Here is a 21,250-nt window from a genome sequence, read left to right on the forward strand (position 1 = left end):
ATTTAATAGTCTATCGTGTTTATTGGGATTTTAATTATTAGTAAAATTTATTATTTCTCGTCGATAAGACTTGGGAAGAAGCGATACTCCCCCTCGGGACACATTAAGCTGGCATTAATAATTTCAGCCTGCCGGGACCTCGTGCCAGACCCAGAGCATCAACTTGCTCCCATACCTCTCCCCCTATCTTCCCAACTCGGGAACACCCGAGTTCGAAGGGAGAGGTCGGCGCGAAACGTGCCGGGTGAGGGTGAAAACAAAAAAACTCTGTCCCCTATCCCGCAAAACCTTCCCGCTCCAGGCGATAGACGAAGCAATCGTCGTTACCGAACCGCCGTTTTTCGACAAACCGGAACCCGAGCCGCTCGTAAAATCGATGCGCACGCGAATTTACGGCAAGAGGATCGAGCAGCACCGCCTTCACGCGCGGGTCGGCGAAACACCGGGACAGCGCAAGCCGCATCATTTCACCGCCGACCCCCCGCCCCAGAGCGTTTTCCTCGCCGATCCAGATGTCGATGGCTCGAAGATCCGCTTCGACATCGCCCCAATAGTGCGTTTCCTCGCGCGCCGGGTCGATGATCCGTAAGAAGCCGACGGGCCGCCCCTCTTCCTCGGCGATCAGGCACTCGCCCCAATCGGCCTCATTGCCGATCTCGGCTTCCCAGTCGCCGTCGTGGTTTCCGCCATAGGCCGCCTGCACGTGCGCCTTGGTGTCCCAGTAGCGCAGCAGCGCGACATCGGCGAGCGTGGCGGTGCGCAGTTTCATGCGGTGGAATCCGGTTACTGCGGTTGGTACATGTAACGAACCATCGCGAAGGAACGCCAGCGGCTCAAGCGTCATGCAACGGCGTTCGGACAAATTCCTGGCATCGCAGCTTCGACTCCCATCCCGCACGCCGAATGTGATAGACGGTGCCGCTCCGGCTTTCGAACTCCCGAACAGATATCCGATATGGCCCCACCGCTTCTGCATATCCGCGACATTGCGCTCACTTTCGGCGGCACGCCGCTTCTGACCTCCGCCGAGCTACAGGTGATGGAGGGAGACCGCATCGCGCTTGTGGGGCGCAACGGCTCCGGCAAGTCGACGCTGTTGAAGATCGCCGCCGGCCTGATCGAACCCGATGCGGGGGAGCGTTTCCTTCAACCCGGGCGCACCGTGCGCTACCTGCCGCAGGAACCGGTGCTGACCGGCTTCGAAACCGTGCTCGACTATGTGCGCGAAGGGTTGGCGCCCGGCGATGACGCCTACCGCGCGGACTATCTGCTGGAGGTTCTGGGACTTGCCGGCGATGCCGACCCCGCCCGCCTGTCCGGCGGCGAGGTGCGCCGTGCCGCCCTTGCCCGCACGCTTGCGCCCGAGCCCGATATTCTCCTTCTCGACGAGCCGACGAACCATCTCGACCTTCCGGCGATCGAGTGGTTGGAAGGCGAGCTTGCCTCGCTCAAATCCGCCGTCGTGCTGATCTCGCACGACCGCCGTTTCCTGGAAAACCTGTCGCGCGCCACCGTCTGGATGGACCGCGGCGTTTCCCGCCGCCTCGACAAGGGCTTCAGCCATTTCGAGGAATGGCGCGACGAGGTCTATTCGGAAGAGGAGCGTGAGCAGGCGCGCCTTGCCCAGAAGATCCGGCGTGAAGAGCACTGGATGACCTACGGCGTGACGGCGCGGCGCAAGCGCAACATGCGCCGCGTGCGCGAGCTTGCGGACCTGCGCGAAAAGGCCCGCAACCATCGCGGGCCCCAAGGCACGGTCACGATGAGCGCGACGGAAGCCGAAGCCTCCGGCAAGCTCGTCATCGAGGCGAAATCGATCTCGAAATCCTACGGCGGCAATCCTGTCGTGAAGGATTTCTCGACCCGCATCAACCGGGGAGACCGTGTCGGCTTCGTCGGCCGTAATGGCGCGGGCAAGACGACGCTCATTCGCCTGCTGACGGGCGATCTTGCGCCTGACAGCGGCTCTGTGCGCCTTGGCGCGAACCTTGAAATGGTCACCCTTGACCAGAAGCGCGAGCACCTGAAATCCGAAGACACGCTCATGGAAGTGCTGACCGGCGGAGGCGGCGACACCGTCGTTCTCGGCAACGAGACCAGGCATGTCATGAGTTACATGAAGGATTTTCTGTTTCAGCCGGAGCAGGCGCGCACGCCCGTTGGCGTTCTATCGGGGGGAGAGCGGGGCCGCCTCATGCTCGCAAGGGCATTGGCCCGTCCGTCCAACTTCCTCGTGCTGGATGAGCCGACCAACGACCTCGATCTCGAAACGCTCGATCTCTTGCAGGAACTTCTGGCCGATTACGCCGGCACCGTGCTTCTCGTCAGCCATGACCGTGATTTTCTGGACCGGGTCGCAACCTCCGTTGTCGTGTCGGAAGATGGCGGCATCTGGCGCGAGTACGCCGGCGGCTATAGCGACATGGTCGCCCAGCGCGGCGTGGGCGTGACGGCGAAACGCACCGAAAAGACGCAGCGGAAATCGGAGGATCGACCCCGAAAGCCCAAGCCGGCCCAACCTGCGAAAGCGCCTTCGAAATCGAAGCTGACATTTACGCAAGCGCACCTTCTCAAGACCCTGCCGGATACGATTTCCGGGCTTGAGAAAAAACTGTCGGACCTCCAGTCCCAGATGGACGATCCCAACCTCTACAGCCGCGAGCCGGCCAAATTCGCAAGGCTCAGTGACGAGATCACGAAACTTCAGGGCGAGTTGGAAAAGGCCGAGGAACAGTGGCTGGAACTAGAGATGCTGAACGAGGAGAGTTAGAGCGCATTCCGGTCAGGCGGAATCGCCTGACCGGAAAGAATTCGCTCGATCGATCCTCAGAACGCGCTTTCCTCGACGAGAGTTTTTCCATCCAGCGTGATCCGCAAGGGAGCGGATATCCCCGCCTCGGTCAGCGCGACGACGAGCCTCATTTTCTCCCGGTCGGAATTCTCGAGGATTTCTCCTTTACCCTCCTGGATATAAAAAGCGTCGAGATCATACGCTATGGATATTTCCTCGCCGCCCGGACGCGCGCTCACGCGGCCCCGGATCGCGAGCGTGGCCCCTTCCGGGCGCGCCTTCGATATCCCGGTGGCGCGGGCGATCCCCTCGCCGTCCCGCTCCAGCGAAACATAAACTGTATCGCCGCGCGCAAGCTCCTCGCCGGGGGCGAGTAGATCGGCCGAAACACGTTCGATTTCCAGCGTTACGACCACATAGTCGCCGCGCAGAAGATCGCGCGGATCGACGGGCCGCATGGCAAGGATCACTTCCTCGCCGGTCATATGGACCCGAATGCGCTCGGCAAGCGTCGTCGCGACGAGACCGAGCTGGATCAACGCAACAAGGCCCCACTTGAGATAGGCCTTGCGATCTCCCTGCCCGCTCATGCCGTGCCCTCCATCTCGCCACTCCGCCTACGGATGTGCCAGGCGCTTAAGGCCGCTACGGCAATTAAGAGGACGCCGGCAATCAGGAAGAAGAGAGACTGTCCGATCAGCGAGCCGATCGTCTCGTTCAGAAGCCAAAGCACCACTGCGGCGGTGCCTATATGGCCGAATGCAGTCCAGGTCCCGAAGCCGGCGACTGTGCCCGCCGCGCTCATGCCAACGGTCGCCGCAAAAGAAAATGCCGCTACGATAACAACCGCATTCGGCGCGACAGCCCCCAGGAACACGGCAACGACGGCCACGCCGGCGGCGGCACCGAGCGCACCCGTTTCGAAACGCCCGAAGGAGCGGGCGAAAGCGAGGATAAATCCGCCACCAGCCAGCAGGATCGTCGCCGGGATCGGCCAATATGCGAGGATGGCGCCCACCGAAAGCCCGCTGCCGCTGCCTGACATGGCGGCGATCAGCGAAATCACGACAAGCCCGATCAGCACCACCGCGCCGGCATCGAGGGTGGAGCGGGCGAACAGGAACGCACCATCCTTTTCGCGCACTTCCGGCAATCGGCTCTCGGAATGCCGCAGCAGCGCGAGCGCCCAGCCCGAAAGTGCTGCCGCAAAGAGCGATAGCGCGAACATTACCGCCTCCTCCGGATCGAAGCGGGTGCCGGCCGCCTCGATCAGGAAGCGCAGATAAGCGGCGAAAACAAGCGCCAGCACCGCCCATCGCCCAAGCCGCAACGGGTAGAGGATCACATGCGCGACCATGGCCGCGATCAGCAGCAGCGCGATGCCTGATCCGGCGATATCCAGACCTGCCGGCTCGCCGCGCGCAAAGACCCAGGAAATCGCCGAAACCGCCGCGACAACGAGTGCCGCGCTCGATTGCGCAAGCCATGCCGCGGCAAGCGCGCCCAATGTCGCAAGCATCGCACCCGCCGGCCAGTCCTGCGGCAGATGATAGATCTGGCCAACAAGCGCCAGCCCTGAGATGAAGACGAGCACCGCGAACAAGGTTGCAAGATCGGCTATCAGGTTGCGGCCTCTGGCTGCGGAATACGCGGCAAGAAAATTCGCCCCGACAATCGCGGCCGCGATCCCGCAAAGCTTTACGATGCGGGGGATAACGGCCCAGTTCGCGGCAACGAAGGCCGCGACGGCAAGCGCAAGGCAGATCACGCCGATGATTGCGAAAACGGCCGGAAGCCGGCTTTGTCCCTTCGCCCGTGATGCCGCGTCCTTGCGAATTCTGTCTGCCGCGTCATCGTCCAGATAGCCTTTGCCAACCCACTCCTTCAGGTCATTGTCCAGGCGGCGGCGATAGTTGGCGTCGAAGATCAAGGCACGCATCTCCCTTTCGCCAATTCATACCACGAAGTCATGGTGCCGGGGATGGATCAGCCATTTCCAAGCAGAACGAACAATTGAAAAAGCACACCCGCAAGCAGCGCGGAAACAGGCACCGTTACCACCCAGGCGGCGAGAATCGTCGTCAGATGGGCACGGCGGACGAGCTTGCGCCGCTTCGCCTCGATCACCGCCTTGTCGGCGAAATCTAACCTGAAGTCATCATTAGAAACAGAGTCAGGCACGGCCGGCAAAGCCTTGCGGGCGTTGTACCATTCGCGAAACAGTCCAACGCCGAAAACCGCGCCGACGACGATATGTGTGGAGCTTACCGGGAGCCCGAACCATGACGCGATTATGACGGTGATCGCGGCCGAAAGCGCGACGCAAAAGGCGCGCATGGGATTGAGCTTGGTGATTTCTCCGCCGACCATCCTGACCAATTTCGGGCCGAAGAACAAAAGGCCGAAAGAGATGCCGAAGGCCCCGATCACCATCACCCAGATAGGGATCGGCACGACGGCCGGGAGGACATCGGATTCCACGGAACGCACGATCGCGGCAAGCGGACCGACCGCGTTGGCGACGTCATTGGCGCCATGCGCGAAAGACAGGAGCACCGCGGAAAGGATCAGCGGCAGATGGAACACCTCACGCAGCGAGCGGTTCGAATTGTCGAGGCCTTGAAGTTTCGAGACGACAAAGGGGCGCGCCAGGGCGAAAGCGCAAGCCGCGACGGCAATGGAGGCCGCGAACATGACCGGAAAGGCAAACCCGAACCCATGGTGCGCCCCTTTCAGCGAAAGATAAAACGTGAACGCTCCGGCCATGACGGCGATCAGCACCGGCACCCAGCGGCGCGCCGCCGCCAGCTTGTCGTCCCGGTAGATGATGTTTTCCTTGATGAACGCCAGAAAAAGGATGGCGATGATTGCGCCAAGGAACGGCGAAACGATCCAGCCTGCGGCAATAGTGCCCACACCCGCCCAATTCACGACCGACAGGCCGGCTGCGGAAACGCCCGCACCCAGAACTCCGCCGATAACGGAATGCGTGGTGGAAATCGGGGCACCGATCCAGGTCGCGAAATTGATCCAGAGCGCGGAAGCGAGAAGGGCCGCCATCATGACCAGTGCGAAGGGACGATGGTTCGTCATGATCGTGGGATCGACGATGCCGCCGGCAACCGTTTCCACCACGCTGCCCCCGGCGATCAAGGCACCCGCACTTTCGGCGACCGCTGCGAGGATCAGCGCGCTCGTCAGCGTCATTGCGCGCGCGCCCACCGCCGGGCCCACATTGTTGGCGATATCGTTGGCACCGATGTTGATCGCCATGTAGGCGCCGATGGCCGATGCCGCCGCAACCAGGAGCCATTCCGGCTGATCGACGAAGAAAAGTCCCGAAAGGGCCGCGGAAAATCCGAGAAAAAGCAGCGCAAGCCCGGGTGCGACAAGTGTCCTTGCCAGCGACGAGGTCGCTTCCTCAACGCTTGTCAGCTTGTCCAGATCCTTGTCGAGAGTAGGCTTTGCGGTCGCCTGATCGGAATGCGGCATGACGCCTGTTACCATGAACGGGAATTGTTTGTCGCGATCTTGGCAAGATGTTCGGCGGTGAACGGTTGCCAACAGCAGATCCGGCAGACGAATCGGCCGTTTTAAGTCATTTTGTCCGGAAATTTCCGCAAGATAGCGGCAAGCTCAGGCTCGTCGACGCGCTCTGCCGCCTCTTCGCAGGTGGTCCAGTGGATCTCGCGTTGCCCCTGTTCGGGCCAGACATCGCATTCCTGCCTCACCTCGAGGGGAAACACGGAAACCCGAACGCGGCGGTTAAGCCCGGTATCAAGCCATTTCAGGTAGTTGTAGTGGCCGACTTCCCTATCCGCCACCCGGCCATGAACGCCCACTTCCTCATAGGCTTCCTGCGATGCGGATTCACCCAGCGTCTTGCCCTTGTGCGGCCAGCCTTTCGGCAGGACCCAACGGCCGGTGTCACGGCTGGTCGCAAGCAAGACTTCGACCGTACCGTCCGGCCTGCGGCGCCAGGGAAGTGCCGCGGTCTGAATAGCAGGCGGCTTGCCACCGAGAAAAAGACGAAGCCTTTCAACCAGCCGCATAGCAAACGCCCGTAAATCGGGCCCAAATCCGGTGGCCCTCCCGAACTGGCCACTCGCCTGCCGCTTCACATTAGGCTCGAAAATCGTCAATTCCCGAAGGTCTCCGTTTCACATCACCTGAAATGGGTGCGCGCTGACGATTCCCCTTTCGGCGAATCACCAATAGCGCACTCATTGCACTTATATGGAGCCGTCAGATAAAATTCAATAAAAAGCGCACAAATTACGCTTTCGTGATGCGTTCAGTGAACATGACGTAATGTATTCAATAAGCTCTACAAAGGATAATGCCCAAAGGCCAAAGGCTTCTTCGCCCCTGTTACAGTTCTGATTCAAGACCCACTCCGCTTCAGCTTTCGTCCGTATGAACAATTTCGCGGGTCTCGCGGAAGCGGATATCGGGGTTTTTCTCGCCGATGTAATTCACCTCCCAGGCACTCTTGAAGAGGAATACCGGCTTGTCGTCCCGGTCGTTCGCTACGTTCAGGCGGTTGCCTTCCAGAAATTTCTTCAGCACCAGTTCGTCGTCCGCTTCGATCCAGCGGGCGGTATTGTATTGAACGGCATCAAAGCCGATTTCCGTCGAATATTCCTGGCGAAGACGCTCCACCACGACATCGAGTTGTAGCACACCGACGACGCCGACGATCCAATTCGAGCCGATGGCCGGCTTGAAGATCTGAACGAGGCCCTCTTCCGCCAGATCTTCAAGGCCCTGGCGCATCTGCTTGACGCGCATGGTGTCCGACAGGCGCACGCGGCGCAGAACTTCCGGCGCGAAAGCGGGAAGGCCCGTCACGTGAATGTCCTCACCCTCCGTCAGCGTATCGCCGACGCGAAGCTGGCCGTGATTGGGAATGCCGATCACATCTCCGGGATAGGCCGTTTCCGCGATCTCGCGCTCTTCGGCGAAGAAAAAGATCGGCGCGGACACGGCAATCTGCTTGCCGGCGCGCACGTGCTTTAACTTCATGCCGCGCTTGAAGGTGCCGGAGCAAAGCCTGACGAAGGCGATCCGGTCCCGGTGCTTGGGGTCCATATTCGCCTGCACCTTGAAGACAAAGCCCGAAACCTTGTCTTCATCGGGTAAGATGCGCCTGCCGGTCGCGGGTTGCGAATGGGGCGAAGGGCCAAACCTGGCGATAAAGGAGATCAACTCCTCGATCCCGTAGTCGCGAAGGGCGGAGCCGAAGAAAACGGGCGTCATATGGCCTTCCATGAAGGCCTCGCGGTCGAACTCCGGATAGGCTTCCGATCCAAGCTCGACGTTCTCGGTCAACTCTTCCATGACCCGGTCGAAGACCACGCCGGTCAGTTGTTCGTCATCCAGGCCGGAAACCGGCTTCACCGTGTCGAACGGTCCGCCGCGACCGCCGCTTGCGGTGCGGAAAAGCTTGTTCTTCCAGTCGTATACGCCGAAGAAATCGGAACCCATGCCGACGGGCCACGTCATCGGCGTGACGTCCAGCGCAAGCGCCTCCTGAATTTCGTCGAGCGCCTCCAGCGGATGACGTCCCTCACGGTCGATCTTGTTGACGAAAGTGATGATCGGGATATCCCGCAAGCGGCAAACCTCGAAAAGCTTGCGGGTCTGCGCCTCAATGCCCTTGGCCGCGTCGATGACCATGATCGCGGCATCCACCGCCGTCAGCGTACGGTAGGTATCTTCGGAAAAGTCTTCGTGGCCCGGCGTGTCCAGCAGATTGAAGACGATACCGTCCCGCTCGAACGTCATGACAGAGGACGAGACGGAAATGCCGCGTTCCTGTTCGATCTTCATCCAGTCCGAACGTGCCCTGCGCCGCTCGCCGCGCGCGCGCACCTGCCCCGCCGCCCGGATAGCGCCGCCGGACAGAAGCAGCTTTTCCGTCAGCGTCGTCTTGCCGGCGTCCGGATGCGAGATGATGGCGAAGGTACGCCGGTTCTCGTAAGGGATCGCGCTCGCTTTCGCGACAGGTTCGGCGTCGATGACGCTCATGTTGCCTCCTGAAACACTGAAAAAGGCGGCGGCGAACGGAGATAGGCTGGATATTCATCCGCACGCGCAGGAATCCGCTGCCACATATGGCGCTTCCTTTGCCGCCGTCATAGTGGAGAGCGGCGAAAAATGCCAGTCCCACCTATTTGACGAAACCACCAATTGACCTAACGTCCGGGAGATTTTCGCTTCAATTGTCAGGATTTTCTCAAAGGTGAACCATCGAGCCGCGACGTCCCGCCCCCTCCCCATTATTCTGACAGGCGCTTTCCTGCTCGCCCTGACCGCTGCCATCCTGCTTGCCATGGGCCGGGTGCCGATCTGCACCTGCGGCGAGATAAAGCTCTGGACCGGCGACGTGACCTCGTCTGACAACTCCCAGCATATCGCCGACTGGTACACCCCCTCGCATATCATCCACGGCTTTCTGTTCTATTGGTTCGCCTGGCTGATTTTTCCGAAAATGGCCGTCGGCTGGCGGTTGATTCTTGCGATCATCGTCGAAGCCTCATGGGAAATCCTGGAAAACAGCCCCATGATCATCGACCGCTATCGGGAGGCGACGATCGCGCTCGGTTATACCGGCGACAGCGTGTTGAACTCGGTATTCGATATTATCTGGATGATCGTCGGCTTCGCTCTCGCCTGGCGCGTGCCGGTTTGGCTGACCGTGACAATCGCGCTTTTCTTCGAGGTGCTGACGGCAGCCCTCATCAGGGACAATCTGACGCTCAACGTCGTCATGCTCATCTGGCCAATCGAGGCCATCAAGACCTGGCAGACGGGCGCTTGAAGGTTACGAGTCGCCGCCGAAGACCTCATTCACGACGTTGACGACAAGCGCCGTCGTCCAGCCGAACATGATGAGGCCGATGGACGCCTGAAAGGACGCGACAAGCCGCCAGTCGTTTTCCAGCACGATGTCGCCGTAACCGAGGGTGGTGAAGGTCACCATCGAGAAGTAGAGCGCGGTCGACAGATCTTCTATCGCCCCCTGCCCTTCGTAAACCAATGCCCAGATCAGGGCTTCAAGAACACTGGCGATGAACATCAGGAACACGAAAAGCGCCACGATCAGCGTGCCGCGCAGTTTTTTGGGGCGGGTGCGCGTATGGCGATGCACGAACGAAAGGCCGGCGAACATGAAGCCTGCGTGGATGAACGTCGTGGCAAGGATCATGCCGGCAATGAAACCCGTTACATTGACCACCGAGCTCTCCCGTTCATGAACAAAGGGCGGCATTCCGCCGCTCCGGAATGCCGCCCTTTCTTTCTAACCGGGATTTTTAAAAATCAAATACCGCCGAGGCACATGTATTTGATCTCAAGAAAATCATCGACGCCGTATTTCGACCCTTCACGGCCGAGGCCCGACTGCTTGACGCCGCCGAACGGCGCCACTTCCGTCGAGATAAGGCCCGTGTTGACACCGACCATGCCGTATTCCAGCGCCTCTGCCACCTTCCAGACCCGCGACAGGTCGCGGGCGTAGAAATAGGAGGCGAGGCCGAATTCGGTGTCATTGGCCTGCTCGATCACCTCATCCACCGTCTCGAAGCGGAAAAGCGGTGCGACAGGGCCGAAAGTTTCCTCGCGCGCGACCTTCATTTCCTTCGTTACCTGGGTCAGCACCGTTGGTTGGAAGAAGGTGCCGCCGCGCTCGTCCGGCTTACCGCCGGTCACGACCTTGGCTCCCTTGGAGAGCGCGTCCTCGATATGATCCTTCACCTTCTCAAGGCCTTGCTCGTCGATAAGCGGGCCCGTCGTCACGCCTTCCTCAAAGCCGCTGCCGACCTTCAGGCTCTCGGAAACCTTCTTGGCAAGCTTTTCGGCAAATTCCTCGTAAACGCCGGCCTGAACATAAAGCCTGTTGGCGCAAACGCAGGTCTGGCCCGCATTGCGGTATTTGGAAATCATCGCCCCTTCGACAGCAGCATCCACATCCGCGTCGTCGAAGACGATGAAGGGCGCATTGCCGCCAAGTTCCAGCGACACCTTCTTGATCTGCTCCGCACTCTGGCGCATGAGGATGCGCCCCACCTCGGTGGAACCGGTGAAGGTGATCTTGCGCACCTTGTCGTTGCCGCAAAGCTCCTTGCCGATGGCCGGGCCATCCGTGCCGATGACGACATTGAAAACGCCTGCGGGAATGCCCGCACGCTCTGCCAGAACCGCGATCGCTATCGCCGAAAGCGGCGTCTGTTCGGCCGGTTTTGAAATCACGGTGCAGCCTACCGCAATGGCGGGCGCGACCTTGCGGGTGATCATAGCGTTCGGGAAGTTCCAGGGCGTGATCGCGCCGACGACGCCGACCGGCTGCTTGAGAACGACGATGCGCTTGTCCGGCTGGTGGCCGGGGATCGTGTCGCCGTAAACGCGCTTGGCTTCCTCCGCGAACCATTCGATGAAGGAAGCGCCATAAACGATCTCTCCCTTCGCTTCCGCCAGAGGCTTGCCCATCTCCGCGGTCAGGATCAGCGCAAGGTCATCCGCATTGGCAAGCAGCAGGTCGTTCCACATGCGCATGGCGAGCGAACGTTCCTTCGCCGTTTTCGCCGCCCAATCCTTCTGCGCGTCATAGGCGGCATCGATCGCACGCGTCGTTTCCTCGACGCCCATGTCCGGCAGTTCGGCCAGGACGGCCCCGGTTGCCGGGTCGGTCACCTCGAAGGTCTTGCCGGAGGCGGCTTCAGCCACCCATTTCCCGCCGACATAGCCCTTGGCAGTCAGCAGTTCGGGATCCTTGAGGCGGGCGAGAAGTTCGCTGGAAATCGACATCTTTGCTTCCTCCCCGGCGCGCCGTCGTCCAAGCGGTAGATCTTCGCTCGCAGCGCGTCGTTTCGTGTTCAACTCATGAGATGAGATAGGGTGAACCACCCGCTGGCCAATGCGTCAAGCCGCAAGCCGCGACGTTATCGATGAAATTGCCCGTACAGCCTCACAACGGGATTTCCAGGTGGAAAGTCGCGCCACGGCCCTTGCCCTCGCTCTCCGCCCAAACGCGCCCGCCGTGCGCCTCCGCAATCTCGCGAACGTTCGAAAGTCCGAGTCCGACAGAAGCTTCTCCCGCCGTGGGTTTGGCCGAAAGCGGCTGAAAGGGCTGGAACGCCCGTTGCAGGTCTTCCTGCGTCATGCCTTGTCCTTGATCGCGAACCGAAATGCAGAGGCGGTTGCCCGCCTTCCCCCATTCGATCTCGACACCCGAACCGGAGTGGGAATATTTGATCGCATTGCTGACGAGGTTGTCGACGGCATCGAGCAGCAGGTCTTCATCGCACGAACACCGGGTGCAAGCGCCATCCTTCGTGCTGATGGAAATCTGTTTACGGTCCGCCGCCGAGCGATTCACTTCGACGGCGGTAGAGACCAGCACGCCAATGTCGACGCTCACCGGGTTGATCGACAAGGAAGAGGTTTCGCGTCGCACTTCCTGCAGGGTCGAACCGATCCGCGCCGACATCCGATCGGCGCTGGCGACCACTCTGTCGGCGTTTGCAATTGCCCGTTCGATATTTGGCTCCGCGCGGCAAAGATGCGTCTTGATCAGTTCCGCCTGACTCGTGATCGCGGCAAGGGGATTGCGAAGGTCATGCGCGATCATGCCGAGCAGCCTTGTCTTGAACGCATTTGCCGCCCGCAACGCCTGATAACGCCTGCGAAGCCTCGTCGAACTTTCGCGAAGATCGACGATGAGGCGCTCACGCAATTCAGCCGCCGCCACCTGGCGCCGCTCCGCCTCCACACGCTGTCCGAATATCCGCACCAGACTTTCAGCAAATGCTGAATCGCGGATCGGCGATTCGGAAAAAACGGCCAGATGCCCGCCCACCATGTCGCCCTCCGCGAAAAGCGGCACGCCTACATAGCTGCTAAAGCCTTCTTCTCGGGGAAAGCGCTCGGCAAGATCGCAAGGAATGACAATACGCTGTCCGGAATAGACGACGCCGCAGGGCGTGCCCGCCAGGTCGTAGGATATATCCTCAACCTCCGCGCCGTCCCTCAGCGCAAAGATGGCCCGCGCGCTTTTTACCGGCTCGCCTTCGCCAACCGTGATCAGGGCAAGCGAAACGTCCATAGCCTCCTGAAGGGCCGCCACAAGCGCCTTCAGAAACGGGACGCCGACCTCACCGGAGATGCTTTCCGCGATTCGCAGCAGCAGATCCGTCCGCGATGTCGCAAGCGCTGAAGGAGGTGTAGACACCAAAGCTCCTGATCGATCGTCAGCCGATTGATTTCTCAGGACCTTACGACGCGTCGCGCTCTTGGTAAATTCTTTATCGTCAAATTTCACAAGACGATGAGGGTGCGGCGCAATATGCCGCAGTCCCGAACCTCGTGGTTATCCGCCCGTGTGAAGGCGCAATTCACTCAAGTAAGGGTTCTGCTCCCGGCTGGCGTCATATGCGCCTTTGTCCAATTCAGCGCAAATGACCGCCGGACCAGCCTCAGCAGCCTGAGCAAGCAGCGCCCCGTCCGGCGCGGCAATGCAGGAAAGGCCCTGGTAGGAAAACCTGGCATCGCTTCCAGCGTGATTGGCGTAGACAACGAAAACCTGGTTCTCAAAGGCGCGCACCGGGATGACCGACGTCGCGATGAAACGCCCGCCATCGCTCTGCGGCAATGCTGTCGGGACGAGAATTGCCTCCGCCCCCCGCAACGCCAGATCGCGCACGCGTTCGGGAAACTCCACGTCGAAACAGATAAGCAGGCCGAAGCGCATGCCCTTGTAGTCGAAAAGGGGTGGCGCGCCACAACCCGGCCGAAAAAGCGCTTTCTCGTAGTCGCCGTAAAGCTGAATCTTGTTGTAACTCGAAACCGTTCCGTCCGGCGCGATGAAGGCGCAAGAATTGTAGGCGATACCGTCTTCGACAAGCGGCAGTCCGATGACGAGCGCCACGCCGAATTCCGCCGAAACAGCCTTCAGGCGCGCAATCGCCGGCCCATCGATGGGTTCAGCGAGTGCGCGAATTTCGTCTCCCAGGCCATAGCCTGTCGTTGCCAGTTCGGGGAAGACCGCGATATCCGCACCTTTCGATCGCGCCTGCCGCACGATATCTGCAATCGCCGCGAGGCGTGCATCCACGTCTTCAAGCTCAGCCGGCATCTGGCAAGCGACGATCTTCATCCCTTGTCTCCTTCCGACCACGCACCGAGAAGTTTCGGCAGATCGCCAAAACGCGCCACGAGCCCGAAGACGACGACCGCGACCAGGACAAAGAAGACCGAGACGCTCGCCATCGTCGGCGTATAGCCATAGCGAAGGGCATTGAAGATCTTGATCGGGATCGTTTCAAGCGTGAAGCCGACCGTCATATAGGCAACGATATATTCATTGAGCGACAGCACGAAGGCGAAAGCGAAGCCCGAAATTATGTAGGGCCGCACGAGCGGGAAAACGACGGTTTTCAAAAGCGTGCGGTCGTCCGCGCCCATCGTCATTCCGGCTTCGATGATCTCCCGGTCGATGGTGGCGAAACCGAGCGTGACGGTCACGAGCGGCAGGCTGACGAAAAAGATACCGTGGCTTATGACGACCGTCCACGGCTGGCCGTAGAAGCCGGTCGTCGCCCAGAAGCTCAGCGCGCCAAGCGCGGTGATTACCGGCGGCAGGATGAAGGGGGCGAGGCCCAGCACCTCCACGATCCGCGCCCAGGGCGCTACGCGACGCCACAAAAACCAGGCGATCGGCACCGCTATAGACACGCTGATCGCCGCCGCCGCAGTGGCCACAAGGACCGAATGGACGAGCGCCGCCCGCCAGCCGTCGTCGGTGAAGGCCTGCGCATACCATTCGAGAGAAAACCCTTGAGGCGGGAAGGCAAGCGTCTTCTTTTCATTGAGCGCGACGCCTGCGATCACCAGGATCGGCAGTGTCATGAAGGCGGCAAGGGCTGAAAGAAACAGCCGTTTCAGCCAGACCGCGCTCACTGCCCTGCCCCCTTTCGGTTTAGCGCCGCTACGATAACGACGAGAGAAAGGCTCGCCACCACGAGAAAAACAGCCATGGCGGCCGCAAAGGGCATGTTCGACTGATAGACCGCCTGATCCGTGATCAGCACGGAAAGCGTCCAATGCTGCGGGCGGCCAAGGATTTGCGGCAGTAGATAGGCGCCGAGCGCAAAGATGAAGACGATGATGAAAGTGGCGATCAGCGTCTTGCGCAAGACGGGCAGGACGACCGTGGAGAACGCTTTCAAAGGCGATGCGCCAAGCGTTCGCGAAGCTTCCATTAACGACGGGTCAAGCCGCGAGAACGAGGGATAAAGCACGAGTACCGTGTAAGGAAACGCCTGATAGACGAGTCCGGTGAGGACAGCGGCGAAGCCGGGCGTCCATGCATCGGGACGGTCCATGACGCCAATAGCCACCAGAAGATTGGAAAGCCCGGCGGTGCGGCTCAAAAGGGTCGACCACGCAAAACCTATGATGACTTCGGATAGCGAAAGAACGCCAAGCAGCGCGACCAGCCAGAAGACCTGCGCCTTTCGCGATAGCTTCGTCAAAAAATAGGTGAAAGGTACGCCGAGCAGGAGACAAACCGCGGAAACAAGACCTGCAAGGACCAGCGAAAAAACCAGCACCTCGCCGAAGAATACGGAGAGGAAACGTCCGTAATTGGCGAAAGTGAAGGCAGGCTCGTAAAAGCCGCCCTGCACCCTTCGAAAGAACGATACCGCCACCATGATGGCGAAAGGCACGACGAAAAAAAGACCCAGCATGAACGCCGGATAGGCGATCGGGAAATAATCCGCAGCGCGTTCGGGAGGGGTGCGGCGCATGGTATTATCCCCTCCCGCTTTCGAAGACGACGCAGGCTTCGGCGGGGATCGTCAGGCCCACCGTATCGCCGACCCTGCAATCTGGCCGCGCCTGGGGCGAAGCAACCACCACATAGTGCGCACCCTCGCTGTCGAGATGGATTTCGATACTTGCGCCCATGTCACGAATGAAGCCGACCCTTGCATGGATCGGCGCGTCTTCGCGCGATGTCACCATAACCTCTTCAGGACGCACGGAAATTCGGCCGCCGGACCCGACCAGAGAAAGCCCGGGTATCCGACCGCCCGGCACAAGCGCGTCAGGACCATCCGCCTTCGCGTCGATGAGGTTCGCCTGGCCAAGGAAATCCGCGACGAAGGAATTGGCCGGATTACGGTACATATCTATGGGCGCCGCCATCTGCTGGATACGCCCCTCAGACATGACGACGATCTGGTCCGACATGCTCATCGCTTCGCGCTGGTCGTGCGTGACGACGATCGTGGTAATGCCAAGCTGCTGCTGCAGCTGGCGTAGTTCGACCTGCATGGCTTCGCGCAGCTTGGCGTCGAGCGCGGACAAAGGCTCATCGAGCAGGAAAAGCTTCGGCGAGACCGCGAGCGCGCGAGCAATGGCGACACGCTGACGCTGGCCACCCGAAAGCTGGGTTATCGCGCGCTGTTCGATGCCCGGCAGATGCACAAGCTCGAGAAGTTCCTTCACGCGCGCGCCCTGTTCGGAAGACGACCGCCCGCGAATGCGCAAGGGATAAGCGATGTTTTCGCCGACGGACAGATGCGGGAAAAGCGCAAGAGACTGGAACACCATCCCGAAATCGCGCTTGTGGGCAGGTGTGGAGTTAAGCCGGTTTCCATCGACCGAGATGACACCGGATGTCGGCTCCTCAAGGCCTGCGATCATGCGCAGGAGCGTGGTTTTGCCGCAACCCGACGGGCCGAGAAGGCAAACGAACGTGCCTTGAGGCACCGTCAGGCTGACATCGTCGACGGCAGCGACAGCCCCGAACCGCTTGGTTATGCGATTAAGCTCAAGACCCGACATTCATTCATCCGTTGTTCAAGCGGCATTGCTGGCCCGCTCGCCCGACCCGGCCATGGTCAACGCCAGACCGGGCGAGCGGTTTTTCAATTCGCGTCAAGCCATCAGTTGACGATCAGTTCCGTCCACTTCTGGTTCAGCCAGTCGGCCTTGGTCGTATAAAGGTCGTAGCGCGGAATGATCGGGTCGATATCGGAGGACACCGCCGCGAATTCCTCGTCGCTCAGTTCAAGCACCGAGCGTTTCATGGTCGGTGCGGTGCCGACTTTGCGCGACATCAGCGACTGGATTTCCGGCTGCGTCATGAAGTCGATGAAGATATGCGCCTCGTCCGCCTTGTCGGACGCACGCGAAAGGGCCCAACAACCGGAATCGGAGATGCCGCCTTCCTTCGGAAATGTGGAGCGGACCGGAAAACCATCCGCCGCTGCAAGACCCGTAACGTCATGATAATACTGGCCCATCGGGATTTCGCCGGACTTCAGCGCCTGCTCGAACTGCGCCTCGTCGCGATACCACAGTTGGACGTTGGGCTTCACCTCGGCAAGCTTGTCCATGACCTTGAGGATGCCCTCTTCGGTATCGAGAATGCCGGTTCCGCCAAAATGCGTCTTCGCCGTGACCTCCAGAAGGAAGGAGTTGGAAACAAGCGCGAGCAGGCCAAGCCTCTCCTTGTTCGCAGGATCCCAAAGGGCCGCCCAGGAGGTCGGCGCTTCCGGGAAAACGTCCGTGTTCGTCACAAGCGTGATGTACCATGCAACCGCACCGACACCGGCCACGCGCCCGTCCGGATACTTGTTGACAAACTGCGGTAGCAGATCGTCCGCCTTGGCAATCTTGGCAAGGTCGATCGGCGCCCAAAGGTCTGTCGATTGTCCCTTGAGCATGGCGACCTGGGACATCATGGAAAGGTCGGCAGGCGCGGCTCCGGCACGTGCGGCCTGTTCGAGCTGGACGAGCCAGGCTTCACCGGTCGGCTCGGCGACGGATTCTACCGCGATGCCGGTCGCGTTCGTGAACTCCGGGAAGACATGCTTGTCGAAGCTGTCCTTGAAATAGCCGCCATAGACACCAACCTTGATCGTCCGGTCCTGGGCTCTCAATACATTCGGCATTGCCAGAACGGATGCGCCTGCCGCCGCCCCGGCAAGGAGCGTGCGCCGTGTGAATGAGAATTTCGTTTGTTTCATCATTTTCGTTCCCCTTGGTTTCGAACCTTGGTTTTTTTGCCGGTGTACGCCGGCTTCCTAATTGTCGAAGCTTACTTGCCCACCCCGATCGACGAACTGAAGACCATCAGCGAAAGGATTTCAAAAAGCATCTGCGCGCCCGCGTGCGCGCTATTCGTCGTCGCATCATACTGGGGTGCGACTTCAACCACATCCCCACCAATGAGATTGACGCCTTTGAGCCCCCTCAGGATTTCCTGCGCCTCGCGCGTCGTCAGCCCGCCGATCTCCGGCGTTCCGGTTCCCGGCGCGAAAGCGGGATCCAGGCTGTCGATGTCAAAGGAAAGATACACCGGCCCATCACCGACCTTTTCACGCGCCATTTCGGCGATACGGTCTGTGCCCAGCCTCGAAATCTCTTCGGCATGGATGACGGTCATGCCGGATTCCGTCGAAAATTCCCAGAGATAGTCCGACGAGCCGCGGATGCCGATCTGGATCGTGCGCTCAGGGTCAAGCACGCCATCCAGCACCGCCTGACGGAACGGGCCGCCATGATGAAAACGGCTGCCGTCAAACGGCCCGGCTGTGTCGCAATGGGCGTCGATATGGATCATGCCCACCGGCTTGTCGCGCCCGACCGCGCGCAGGATGGGCAGCGTCATCGAATGATCGCCGCCGGCCGAAAGCGGCGCGACCCCGGCTGCCACGAGCTTTGAGACCGCCGCCTCGATATCCTCATGTGACTGCTCGAGGAAAAAGCGACTGCGGAATGGTACGTCGCCGATATCCGCAACGCCCAGGTCCGCCAAGGGCATGCACTTCAAGACATGATGGAACGGGCCGACACGCTCGATCGCGCGAAGCGCGCGCGGACCGAACCGGCAGCCGTTCCTGTTCGTGATACCGAGATCCATGGGCACGCCGAGAAGCGCGACATCGAGGTCGGAGAAATCCGGCGCTGCCCAGTCAACTGGGCGGTAAGGCGCATCGAGCAACGTCGGAACGCCGGCATAAGGAGCGACGCGCGTGCCCTTTTCATCGAAGAGCTTGTCGACAGCCGCCTTGAAGACGGGATCGTAAACCGCCGCCTCGTTATCGCCGCCGAAACGCCTGCGAAGTTCGTCAAGCTTGACGCTATCCATGATCCGCCTCATTTGCACGCGATGTTGCCTGAAATCGAGAGGTTTCCTGCGGCCGCAAACCTCTCGCCAAGGCCTAAAAGCACGTTTGCATCCACATTGGCGAATGCAACGCGAAGGTGGCCTTCCTGGCCGGGGCCGAAATAGCTGCCGGGAAGCGTGAGCACGCCCGTTTCGCGGGCAAGTGCTGCCGCAACGTCTCGCGCTGCCGCCCCTTCGTATGGATGACGCAGATACGCGAAATAGGCGCCGATCTGATCGATCCGCCAGGCCGGGAAAGGCTGAAGAGCGGCGCGGAAGGCCTCGATACGCTCCAGTATTGCAGCGCGCGTTTCCTCCCGCCAGTCCTTCAACTCGCGAATAGCCCAGGGGAGTGCAAGTTGAGGTACGCGCGGGGGCGAAATCTGCACGCAGTCCAGAATCTTGCCCGCTTCTGCTATGAAATCACCGGAGGCAATAATCGCGCCGACGCGATGACCGGGAATGGCATAGGCTTTCGAGAAACTGTAGAGGCTGACGACCGTTTTTCGCCAATCCGATGCGGAAAAAAGCGTATGCGGCGCCTCACCGGCTTGCGGCAGAAAATCCCGATAGGTCTCGTCGACGATGAGCCAGATGCCTCGCGCCTCGCAAAGATCCTTGAAGGCCCGCAGCGTGGTATCGGGGTAGACCGCCCCAGTCGGATTGTTGGGCGTCACAAGAACGACCGCCTTGACCTTTTCGTCGATCAGCTCCGCCGCACGCCGCGCATCCGGCACGAATCTATCTTCCGCTGAAAGCGGTAGCGGGCGAGCTTCGATGCCCAGCATATCCAGCGTCATCTTGTGATTGAAATACCAGGGCGCGGGCAGCAGCACGGCATCACCCGCCTTCGCCACGGCCATGACGCTTACGAAGAACGCCTGATTGCAGCCGGCGGTGATCGCCGTCTCATTCGCCGATATCTCCGCCCCGTAAAGGGCGCGGACATCCTCGGCAAACGCTTCGCGCAGGGTGCGGTCTCCGAATATATCGCCGTATTTCGCCGCTTCCGGCAACGCGGCGGCGTCCGAAAGCCTGGCGAGGAAGGATTGCGGCGGCGGATCGCCCGGCACCGCTTGGCTAAGGTTGACGACCGGCCCATATGCGCCGGAATAACCCGCAAGCCAGCCTTGCGCTTCGGGGATCGGCGGCGTCGCGGTATCGACGATCAGGCGATTGACCTCGGCCATGCAAAAATCCGTTCAGCTTCGCTGCGGGCCGCCCGCTTATTTGCCCAAGCGATAGACATGCCCATTCAGCAACCATAGCCGAGACACCCAGCACTTGAAGAATAGGAAAGTTTCAAAGATAACCTTGAAAAATATCAATCTGAATTGCGGATACCATGCGCCTGTCTGGAAGTGACCTTCATCTCCTCCGTGTCTTCGACGCGGTGGTACGTAGCGGTGGCTTCGCTGCTGCCGAAGTCGAGTTGAACCTAAGCCAATCGACGATTTCCAACCACATGAGCGCACTGGAGCAGCGCCTTGGCGTCACGCTTTGCCAGCGAGGCCGGCGCGGATTTCGCCTGACCGAACATGGCCGCGCGGTGCATGAAGCCTCGCGCCGGCTGGACAAGGCCTTGTTCGATTTTTCGGCCGAAATCGGCGCGGTTCGGGGAGAATTAAGCGGCGAATTGCGGATCGCCATCCTCGACGCGGTTGCGGACGACCAGGCAAACCGATTGCCGCAAGCGATCGCCGGCTTCCGGAAAAACGCAGCCAAAGTGAAACTCTATGTCGCGCAGGAACGGGCACAAGACCTCCAGCAGAAGGTGCGCGACGGGGTCTATCACTGTGGCATCGGCGTGCGGCTGAACCGGGTGGACGGGCTCGATGAACGGGTCTTGTACCGGGAACACCATGGGCTCTATTGCGGGCGGGGCCACCCCCTGTTCGATGCCGATGACGCGGCACTTACGCGCGAGACATTGAATGACTATCCATTCGTCCAGCGTGGCTACTGGCGCGATCGCGAAGCGCGGCAAACCGCGCTTGGCCCCATCGAAGCGACGGTTCACCAGATCGAACCACAGTTGCTTCTCATCCTGTCAGGTGAATTTATCGGCTTTCTGCCAACGCATTTCGCCGAAGCACGCGTGCGCTCGGGCGAGCTGCGCCGCCTTGCGCCGGACAAATTCGGTTACGAATCCGATTTCTGCCTTTTCACCGCGAAATCCGAACGCACGACTGATGTGATGACAGCCTTCATCGAAGCATCGCTCGACGCATGGCGCGACGCCATATAATCTGACAAACGAAATCGCTTTCGTTTTTCAA

20 protein-coding genes are annotated in these 21,250 nt (G+C 60.4%); 4 read left to right on the forward strand and 16 right to left on the reverse strand.

Annotation, left to right across the window (positions count from 1 at the left end; translation table 11 throughout):
- Nucleotides 1–274: 274 nt before the first annotated feature.
- On the reverse strand, nucleotides 275–769 hold the full coding sequence (locus HPQ64_RS17640) for a GNAT family N-acetyltransferase (protein WP_172889954.1): 495 nt from the start codon (nucleotides 767–769) through the stop codon (nucleotides 275–277).
- 186 nt (nucleotides 770–955) lie between these two features.
- Between HPQ64_RS17640 and HPQ64_RS17645 the strand changes: the two genes are divergently transcribed.
- On the forward strand, nucleotides 956–2,770 hold the full coding sequence (locus HPQ64_RS17645) for an ABC-F family ATP-binding cassette domain-containing protein (protein WP_172889955.1): 1,815 nt from the start codon (nucleotides 956–958) through the stop codon (nucleotides 2,768–2,770).
- A gap of 56 nt (nucleotides 2,771–2,826) precedes the next feature.
- Here HPQ64_RS17645 and HPQ64_RS17650 read toward each other — a convergent pair whose 3' ends face one another.
- The 5 genes from HPQ64_RS17650 to HPQ64_RS17670 all read right to left on the reverse strand — a co-directional run bounded on the left by HPQ64_RS17650 (nucleotide 2,827) and on the right by HPQ64_RS17670 (nucleotide 8,821).
- Nucleotides 2,827–3,381, reverse strand: coding sequence for a GDYXXLXY domain-containing protein (locus tag HPQ64_RS17650; RefSeq protein ID WP_172889956.1), 555 nt, complete (start codon nucleotides 3,379–3,381; stop codon nucleotides 2,827–2,829).
- Nucleotides 3,378–4,730, reverse strand: coding sequence for a DUF2157 domain-containing protein (locus HPQ64_RS17655; RefSeq protein ID WP_172889957.1), 1,353 nt, complete (start codon nucleotides 4,728–4,730; stop codon nucleotides 3,378–3,380). The genes HPQ64_RS17650 and HPQ64_RS17655 overlap by 4 nt, the downstream gene beginning before the upstream one ends.
- 47 nt (nucleotides 4,731–4,777) lie before the next feature.
- A complete protein-coding gene (locus HPQ64_RS17660; protein WP_172889958.1) occupies nucleotides 4,778–6,283 on the reverse strand; it encodes an inorganic phosphate transporter in 1,506 nt (501 codons plus the stop codon).
- Nucleotides 6,284–6,384: 101 nt separating this feature from the next.
- Entirely contained in the window at nucleotides 6,385–6,843 is a 459-nt protein-coding gene (locus tag HPQ64_RS17665) for an NUDIX hydrolase (RefSeq protein ID WP_172889959.1), read from the reverse strand.
- Nucleotides 6,844–7,192: 349 nt separating this feature from the next.
- Nucleotides 7,193–8,821 (reverse strand): peptide chain release factor 3, encoded by a 1,629-nt coding sequence (locus tag HPQ64_RS17670; RefSeq protein WP_172889960.1) that lies wholly within the window; start codon nucleotides 8,819–8,821, stop codon nucleotides 7,193–7,195.
- Between HPQ64_RS17670 and HPQ64_RS17675 the strand changes: the two genes are divergently transcribed.
- Nucleotides 8,811–8,987, forward strand: coding sequence for a hypothetical protein (locus tag HPQ64_RS17675; RefSeq protein ID WP_172889961.1), 177 nt, complete (start codon nucleotides 8,811–8,813; stop codon nucleotides 8,985–8,987). The genes HPQ64_RS17670 and HPQ64_RS17675 overlap by 11 nt on opposite strands.
- A gap of 48 nt (nucleotides 8,988–9,035) precedes the next feature.
- A complete protein-coding gene (locus tag HPQ64_RS17680; RefSeq protein ID WP_172889962.1) occupies nucleotides 9,036–9,614 on the forward strand; it encodes a DUF2585 domain-containing protein in 579 nt (192 codons plus the stop codon).
- Between the two features lie 3 nt (nucleotides 9,615–9,617).
- Here HPQ64_RS17680 and HPQ64_RS17685 read toward each other — a convergent pair whose 3' ends face one another.
- The 10 genes from HPQ64_RS17685 to HPQ64_RS17730 all read right to left on the reverse strand — a co-directional run bounded on the left by HPQ64_RS17685 (nucleotide 9,618) and on the right by HPQ64_RS17730 (nucleotide 20,161).
- On the reverse strand, nucleotides 9,618–10,064 hold the full coding sequence (locus tag HPQ64_RS17685) for a potassium channel family protein (protein WP_172889963.1): 447 nt from the start codon (nucleotides 10,062–10,064) through the stop codon (nucleotides 9,618–9,620).
- Nucleotides 10,065–10,114: 50 nt separating this feature from the next.
- On the reverse strand, nucleotides 10,115–11,599 hold the full coding sequence (locus HPQ64_RS17690; RefSeq protein ID WP_172889964.1) for an NAD-dependent succinate-semialdehyde dehydrogenase: 1,485 nt from the start codon (nucleotides 11,597–11,599) through the stop codon (nucleotides 10,115–10,117).
- Between the two features lie 160 nt (nucleotides 11,600–11,759).
- Nucleotides 11,760–13,022: an ATP-binding protein gene (locus HPQ64_RS20500; RefSeq protein WP_172889965.1), complete on the reverse strand. Its 1,263-nt coding sequence runs from the start codon at nucleotides 13,020–13,022 to the stop codon at nucleotides 11,760–11,762.
- A 138-nt stretch (nucleotides 13,023–13,160) separates the two neighbouring features.
- The gene (locus HPQ64_RS17700; RefSeq protein WP_172889966.1) at nucleotides 13,161–13,946 is read right to left on the reverse strand and encodes a carbon-nitrogen hydrolase family protein; all 786 of its coding nucleotides are present in this window, start codon (nucleotides 13,944–13,946) and stop codon (nucleotides 13,161–13,163) included.
- Complete coding sequence (locus tag HPQ64_RS17705) at nucleotides 13,943–14,698, reverse strand: ABC transporter permease (protein WP_210260396.1); 756 nt, start codon at nucleotides 14,696–14,698, stop codon at nucleotides 13,943–13,945. Before HPQ64_RS17705 ends, HPQ64_RS17700 begins: the two co-directional genes overlap by 4 nt.
- A gap of 47 nt (nucleotides 14,699–14,745) precedes the next feature.
- Nucleotides 14,746–15,600 carry an ABC transporter permease gene (locus HPQ64_RS17710; protein ID WP_172889968.1) on the reverse strand — a complete coding sequence of 285 codons (855 nt, stop codon included), beginning with the start codon at nucleotides 15,598–15,600 and terminating at the stop codon, nucleotides 14,746–14,748.
- Nucleotides 15,601–15,604: 4 nt separating this feature from the next.
- Complete coding sequence (locus tag HPQ64_RS17715; RefSeq protein ID WP_172889969.1) at nucleotides 15,605–16,642, reverse strand: ABC transporter ATP-binding protein; 1,038 nt, start codon at nucleotides 16,640–16,642, stop codon at nucleotides 15,605–15,607.
- Between the two features lie 101 nt (nucleotides 16,643–16,743).
- Nucleotides 16,744–17,829: an ABC transporter substrate-binding protein gene (locus tag HPQ64_RS17720; protein WP_425483838.1), complete on the reverse strand. Its 1,086-nt coding sequence runs from the start codon at nucleotides 17,827–17,829 to the stop codon at nucleotides 16,744–16,746.
- A 71-nt stretch (nucleotides 17,830–17,900) separates the two neighbouring features.
- Nucleotides 17,901–18,953 carry an agmatinase gene (gene speB / locus HPQ64_RS17725; RefSeq protein ID WP_172889971.1) on the reverse strand — a complete coding sequence of 351 codons (1,053 nt, stop codon included), beginning with the start codon at nucleotides 18,951–18,953 and terminating at the stop codon, nucleotides 17,901–17,903.
- Nucleotides 18,954–18,961: 8 nt separating this feature from the next.
- Nucleotides 18,962–20,161 carry an aminotransferase gene (locus tag HPQ64_RS17730; protein ID WP_172889972.1) on the reverse strand — a complete coding sequence of 400 codons (1,200 nt, stop codon included), beginning with the start codon at nucleotides 20,159–20,161 and terminating at the stop codon, nucleotides 18,962–18,964.
- Between the two features lie 155 nt (nucleotides 20,162–20,316).
- Between HPQ64_RS17730 and HPQ64_RS17735 the strand changes: the two genes are divergently transcribed.
- Nucleotides 20,317–21,219, forward strand: coding sequence for a LysR family transcriptional regulator (locus HPQ64_RS17735; RefSeq protein WP_172889973.1), 903 nt, complete (start codon nucleotides 20,317–20,319; stop codon nucleotides 21,217–21,219).
- Nucleotides 21,220–21,250: the final 31 nt, after the last annotated feature.

Origin of the sequence: Hongsoonwoonella zoysiae (genome assembly GCF_013266695.1) — a bacterium.
Lineage (GTDB): Bacteria > Pseudomonadota > Alphaproteobacteria > Rhizobiales > Stappiaceae > Hongsoonwoonella > Hongsoonwoonella zoysiae.